Source organism: Actinoplanes rectilineatus, from assembly GCF_000962825.1.
GTDB classification, from domain to species: Bacteria; Actinomycetota; Actinomycetes; order Mycobacteriales; family Micromonosporaceae; genus Actinoplanes; species Actinoplanes rectilineatus.
The window spans coordinates 1-5,736 of sequence record NZ_JZKF01000171.1 but is presented as its reverse complement, the minus strand read 5'-3'; the positions used below and the strand labels follow the sequence as shown (position 1 = coordinate 5,736).

Sequence of the window (5,736 nt, the reverse complement as noted above, 5' to 3'; positions counted from 1 at the left end):
GGTGGGGGCGGGAGTGGACTTTGGGCGTACCGTCGAGAAGACTTAGTGATCTTGGAAGTGAGAGACGAACGTGCATATTGCTGAAGCGGGTCTGCTGCTGGTGGCCGGGCTGGGGGCGGGAGCCGTCAACGCGATCGCCGGGGGCGGTTCGCTGATCACGTTTCCGAGCATGCTGGCGATCGGGATGCCTCCGGTCGCGGCCAACGTGAGCAACGCGCTGTCGGTGGCGCCCGGGTACGCCTCGAGTGTCCTCGCCAGCCGGGCCGACCTCGGTGGACAGCGGCAGCGGATCCTGCGGGTGCTGCCTACGGCGCTGATCGGCGCGCTCTGCGGATGTGTGCTGCTGCTGAACACGCCGCGGCGCGTGTTCGACCTGGTGGTGCCGTTCCTCGTGATCGGGGCGGCGCTGACGCTCGCCTTCCAGCAGAAGCTTCGCGGGCTCGTCGGCCATCCCGCCGAGGTGTCCGCCAGACGCGCGACGCTGATGCTGCACGGGGCGGTGTTCCTGTGCGCGCTCTACGGCGGATACTTCAACGCGGCCCTCGGTGTCCTGCTCGTCGCCGGGCTCGCCCTCGTGCTGGACGAGACGCTGGCCCGGGTGAGCGCGCTGAAGAACCTGCTCTCCGCACTGATCGGGCTCGTCACGATCGGGGTCTACAGCATCTTCGGCCCGGTGAACTGGGCGGCCGTCGCGGTGATCGCCCCCGCCACGGTGGTCGGCGGTTACCTGGGCGCGCGGGTGGCCCGGAGGCTTCCGGCAAACGTGCTGCGCTCGATCATCGTGGTGTTCGGTGTGGCGGTCGGCGTGTACCTGCTCATCCGCGCCCTCTGAAACACGGGCAGCGCGGCGGTGTGACGCGTGCCATACTGCCGCGCATGATGCAGTGGGTCCTCAGTCTCCTCCTGGCCGGCGGTCCGATCCTGGCAGCACCGCCGGACACCGTGGACCTGCGTGTCACCATCGGCGGCTCCGCGGAGGTCGTCGCCGGAGAGATCTTCGACATCACCGTGAACGCGGAGATCCCCGGGCCGCCGGCCGCCACCGGCATCACCATGACGGTCACCTTGCCGGAGGGCGCCACCTACGAGGGCCCGGGCGGTGGCTCCGGTCCCTGCGAGGGCGAGATCGGCAGCCGGGTGATCGTCTGTATCCCCGACCCCGGCTCGCCCGCCGAGGGCGGCCGGACCTGGGAGCTCACCGCCCGCGCCGCGGCGTCCCTGCCCGTCGGCACCGCCCTGAACACCACAGTGGTGGCGGCCTCGGACAGCACGGAGAGCAACCCGGCCGACAACACCGGCACGCTCGTCACCACTGTCGTCGCGCGGCCCGGCACCCACTTCACGGTCACCGGGCCGTCCGAGCCGGTCGTGCCCGGTGAGGCGTACCGGGTGACCGTCGGTGTGCACTACGCGCAGGGCCCGCCGATCCCGGAACTGCACATGTTCGCGTCCTTCGACGACTGGTATGTGGACGCCCGGATCGTGAACCTGCCCGAGGTCCGCTGCTCCGCGGACCCCGGTTCGGTGCTGTGCGAGACCGGGCTGCGGCTGGTCGCCGGTCAGGACATCACCCTGGTGTACGAGTTCCGCACCAGCACCGACCCGGCCGACTACCGGGAACGCACGTTCACGCAGACGTTCAAGAGTTACAACTTCAGCGACGACTACGCGGTGTCGGCGAGCACGCTGATCCGGTTCGCGGCACCGCCCTCCGCGTCGCCGTCCGCGTCGCCGGCCGTCTCGCCGTCCGCCTCGTCGTCTGCTTCCGCCTCGCCATCGGTGTCCGCCTCCCCGGGCGGCGGCGGGCTGCCGATCACCGGTTCGCCGACCGGGGTGATCGTGCTGGCCGGCGCGCTGCTCGTGGCCGCCGGCGGAGGACTCGTCCTGCTGAGCCGCCGCCGCACTCGGCCCTGAGCCCCGATGGAAGCGGATCCCACACTCACCCGCATCGGCGAAGCCGTGGCACTCCACCACGGTCAAGGACGACGGGACGACGCCCGGCAGCTGTTCACGCAGATCTGGACGGAGATCGGCGGTGACCGCGGCGACCCCCTGCACGTCTGCGTCCTGGCGCACGCGATGGCTGACGTGCAGGACGGCGTACACGATGAGCTCCTCTGGGATCTTCGCGCGCTGACCGCCGCGGGCGCGCTCACCGAGGACGACGTGGCGCGGGCCGGGGTGCCGCTGACCGTGGCCGGTCTGTACCCGTCGCTGCACCTGAACCTGGCCGACTGCTACCGCAGGTTGGGCGACCTCACGACCGCCCGGGAACATCTCGCATCGGCCCGGGACGGCATCGGCGCGCTTGGCGACGACGACTACGGTCGACTGATCCGAACCGGCCTGGAGCGGATGACGGAGCAGCTGGCCCCTCGGAGCTTCCATGATCGACACGATCGGTGACGTAGTCCTCCTCACCGTGCTCGCGTCCCCGGCCGCCGCGCTGGCGGTGTGGCTTCTCGCCCGCCGCCGGGGCACGTGGCGGACGTCCCTCGCCGAGGTGGCCATGGTCTACGGCACGGTCCCCTGGGTGTGGATGATCCTGCTGCCGAACGGCGCCGCCACCACCGACCGCGATCCCCGCGTCAACCTGGTCCCGTTACGCGACCTGGCCGACGTGCTCGCGGCCGGCCCGCTGACCGCAACGGTCCAGATCGTCGCGAACCTGCTGGTGTTCGCGTCGCTCGGCTTCTTCGCCCCGGTACGGTTCGCGGCGCTGGCGTCGGCGTGGCGGATGCTGGCGCTGGGCGCGGGCCTGTCGATCCTGGTCGAGACCCTGCAGTTCACCCTGCGCCTGGACCGCGTCTCATCGGTCGACGACGTGCTGCTCAACGCCGCGGGCGCCGGCCTGGCCGCCCTGGCGTCCCGCCGCTGGTGGTCGTCGCCTGTGGCGGTCACGTCACGTCCGGCCGCCTTCGCCACGCTGGAGGATGCCGCCGCGTGAGCACTGACATCTACGGGGCGATCGAGGTACGCGACCTGCGCAGTGTCCGGATCGGCTCCGCCGACCTGGAGGACGTGCCGTGGTTCCGCGGCATGGACCTCTTTCCACTGCTCGCCGGCAACGACTACGCCGTGTTCGGATCACTGTTCGGGGTCCGCAACGTGCACGGCTGGACGCCGGTCGCCGAGGGCCGCGGGCTCCCGGACGACGTGTCGGACGAGATGCGGTCGGAATACTCGAGAGCGTGTGAGTTCCTACTGTTCCAGCAAAAGGGTGACAGGCGTGCGGCGTGGGAGAAGGTCACCGGCCATTTACGCAACAACCCTGGGTGCGTGGCGGCACGCACGTTGAGTTATCCGCTGGCGTTGAGTCTGGCCAGGGACACCTACACCCACACCCACGCTCACCCAACAGATCTGCTCGAGCACCACACCTCCGATGCCCTGCTGAGACATCTGCTGACCCGGCTAATGGCGATTTCCTACCCCGACGCCGACGAGCATGCCCACGCGGTTCGCTGGTTGTCATGGATCGCCAAGAAGTTAGACGGCCTGCGAGACATTCGCTTGTGGGACATTCCCGGCTGGATGATCGAAGACGAGAAGAACCTTGGCAACAGAATCTTGATCGCGGTCGGGATCGAGGTCGGGGTCACCTCCGGACTTAATGTCGGATCCTTAATACTCCAGCAGGAGATCCGTTTTGAGCTGCTGTGACGGTGCGGGTTTGTCCGTGGACAGCAAGCAGCCACCGCTGAGTCTCGGTGGTTGTGTGGACCCCGAAATCGGCGGTGGCTGCCGCCTACAGCGTAGACGCTCAGCGATGGTCTGAGCTGTTCGACGAGTTGATGAACCCGATCGAGGCACGTTTCTCACGGCCGGAGCCGCGCAGCCGGGTCCGGGGCTTCCTGCAAGGGCTCCTGGCCCCGTTGCCGGCGAAGAACTGCTGGACGATCGCGGAGCACGCCGGTGATGAGGGGCCGGGTGGGATGCAGGACCTGATCGGCCGGGCGGCCTGGGACGACTCTCTGGTACGTGCTGATGTCCGTGACTTCGTCGCTCGCAGGCTCGGGCATCCGGACGCGGTCCTGGTCATCGACGAGACCGGCGATCTGAAGAAGGGCCGGCACACCGTCGGTGTCCAGCGGCAGTACTCCGGCACCGCCGGGAAGATCGAGATCTGTCAGCTGTCGGTGCACCTGTCCTACGCTTCCCCGCACGGGCATACCCTGCTCGACACCGCTCTCTACCTGCCGAAATCCTGGACCGGTGATCCTGAAAGGCTGGCCGGGGCCGGTGTTCCCGACGACGTCCGGTTCGCCACCAAACCGCAGCTGGCCCGCCGGCTGATCGAGACCGCACTGGCCGGCGGCCTGCCCTGCCGATGGGTCGCCGGCGACGAGGCGTACGGCGGCGACCCGGCACTGGCCACCGCACTACGCGGCCACCGCCTCGGTCACGTCCTGGCTGTCGCCTGCTCGCATCGCATGCCCACCGGTATCGGTACTCAACGCGCTGACCAGATCGCCGCCGGCCTGCCCGCCCATGCCTGGCAACGGCTGTCAGCCGGCGAAGGCGCCAAAGGCCACCGCTACTACGACTGGGCGTTCATCGCCCTGCCCCTGGCCGCCGACCAGCACGCCGGGCACCACCGGCTGCTGATCCGCCGCAACCGCAGCACCGGTGAACTCGCGTTCTACCGCTGCTGGTCACCCGAACCCGTCGCGCTACGCCATCTGGTCACGGTCGCCGGACAGCGGTGGACCATCGAAGAATCGTTCTAGGCCACGAAGACCGAACTCGGCCTCGACCAGCATCAACACCGCCGCTGGACGGCCTGGCACCGCTGGACGACCCTGGTCATCGCCGCGCACGCCTTCCTCGCCGCCGCGAGCACCCTCTGCACCGCCAACGCCGAAGGCCTGATCCCGATCACCGTCAACGAACTCCGCAGCCTCTTCCACGACCTGATCATCAAACCCGCAGCGAACATCACCGCAGTGATCACATGGTCCATCTTCCGACGCCGCCACCAAAACGCTGCCAGGACCAGCCACTACGAACGACAAGCCCTCACCGAACCCTGAAACGGATCTCCTGCTGGAGTATTAATCGCATTACTCTTCGGAATCCGACTCGGGGTCGTGGCTGGACTCGTCTCCGGGCTCGTATTCGGGGTCGGGATCGGATTCCTGGTCGCGACTAGGGCCGGGTTTGGAGATAATCGAAATCCTGTTTTCGAAGTCAGGTTTGGGCTAACGGTCGCGGCCGGGTTCAGGCACGAGCGTGGTCCGGTAGCGTTCTCCGTCCATCGACCTACCCGCCCACAACTAAAACGCTCGGCAATCGAAGGGCTCGCAATCGGGATAGGGATCGGCGCCATTGCCGGGCTTATCGCCGGATTTCGGGTTGGAATCGCGGTCGGAATATCGACTGGCATGATGACCGGATTCACGGAAGCGCTGATTCACCTGATCGATAATTCGGCCACGCCCCTGCCCGCAGCAAAGGCCGTCAGCCCCCTGGACCTCCACAGACAGGATTTCCGGCGCACAATTATATGCGGACTCGTGTCCGGGGTCGGATGCTGGACATTAGTCGGGCTCGTAGTCGGATTCGTGGGCGGGCCTGTTATTGGCCTCGTGTTCGGGTTTGTTGCCGGACTCCTCTTCGGGCATGCATTCGGGCTCGGTGAGGTGATCTCAGCGAGAAGGGGCGTCTGATTCTGTACGACACGGGCAAATGCCTGCGGATCGGACGGTGCTGGATATAGGCGTGGAGCCATCGATA

The 5,736-nt window shown here is 67.7% G+C and carries 6 protein-coding genes and 1 pseudogene; all 7 read left to right on the top strand.

The window, feature by feature from the left end; all coding sequences use genetic code 11:
• Positions 1-70 precede the first annotated feature (70 nt).
• Positions 71-832 (top strand): sulfite exporter TauE/SafE family protein, encoded by a 762-nt coding sequence (locus WH85_RS45665; RefSeq protein ID WP_045748485.1) that lies wholly within the window; start codon positions 71-73, stop codon positions 830-832.
• Between the two features lie 44 nt (positions 833-876).
• Positions 877-1,914, top strand: a complete 1,038-nt coding sequence (locus WH85_RS45660; RefSeq protein ID WP_045748484.1) for an LPXTG cell wall anchor domain-containing protein — start codon at positions 877-879, stop codon at positions 1,912-1,914.
• A gap of 6 nt (positions 1,915-1,920) precedes the next feature.
• Positions 1,921-2,406, top strand: a complete 486-nt coding sequence (locus WH85_RS45655; protein WP_045748483.1) for a hypothetical protein — start codon at positions 1,921-1,923, stop codon at positions 2,404-2,406.
• Positions 2,387-2,947, top strand: a complete 561-nt coding sequence (locus WH85_RS45650; RefSeq protein ID WP_045748482.1) for a VanZ family protein — start codon at positions 2,387-2,389, stop codon at positions 2,945-2,947. The genes WH85_RS45655 and WH85_RS45650 overlap by 20 nt, the downstream gene beginning before the upstream one ends.
• Positions 2,944-3,663, top strand: coding sequence for a hypothetical protein (locus WH85_RS48015; RefSeq protein ID WP_052721324.1), 720 nt, complete (start codon positions 2,944-2,946; stop codon positions 3,661-3,663). Before WH85_RS45650 ends, WH85_RS48015 begins: the two co-directional genes overlap by 4 nt.
• 131 nt (positions 3,664-3,794) lie before the next feature.
• Positions 3,795-5,033: pseudogene (locus WH85_RS45640) on the top strand (IS701 family transposase).
• A gap of 57 nt (positions 5,034-5,090) precedes the next feature.
• Positions 5,091-5,669, top strand: coding sequence for a hypothetical protein (locus tag WH85_RS51380; RefSeq protein ID WP_157411653.1), 579 nt, complete (start codon positions 5,091-5,093; stop codon positions 5,667-5,669).
• Positions 5,670-5,736: the final 67 nt, after the last annotated feature.

What these genes read in the sequence shown, in the direction of transcription:
- WH85_RS45655 (WP_045748483.1), top strand. Translation starts at nt 1,921, where the DNA reads ATGGAAGCGGATCCCACACTCACCCGCATCGGCGAAGCCGTGGCACTC.
- WH85_RS45660 (WP_045748484.1), top strand. Translation starts at nt 877, where the DNA reads ATGATGCAGTGGGTCCTCAGTCTCCTCCTGGCCGGCGGTCCGATCCTG.
- WH85_RS45650 (WP_045748482.1), top strand. Translation starts at nt 2,387, where the DNA reads ATGATCGACACGATCGGTGACGTAGTCCTCCTCACCGTGCTCGCGTCC.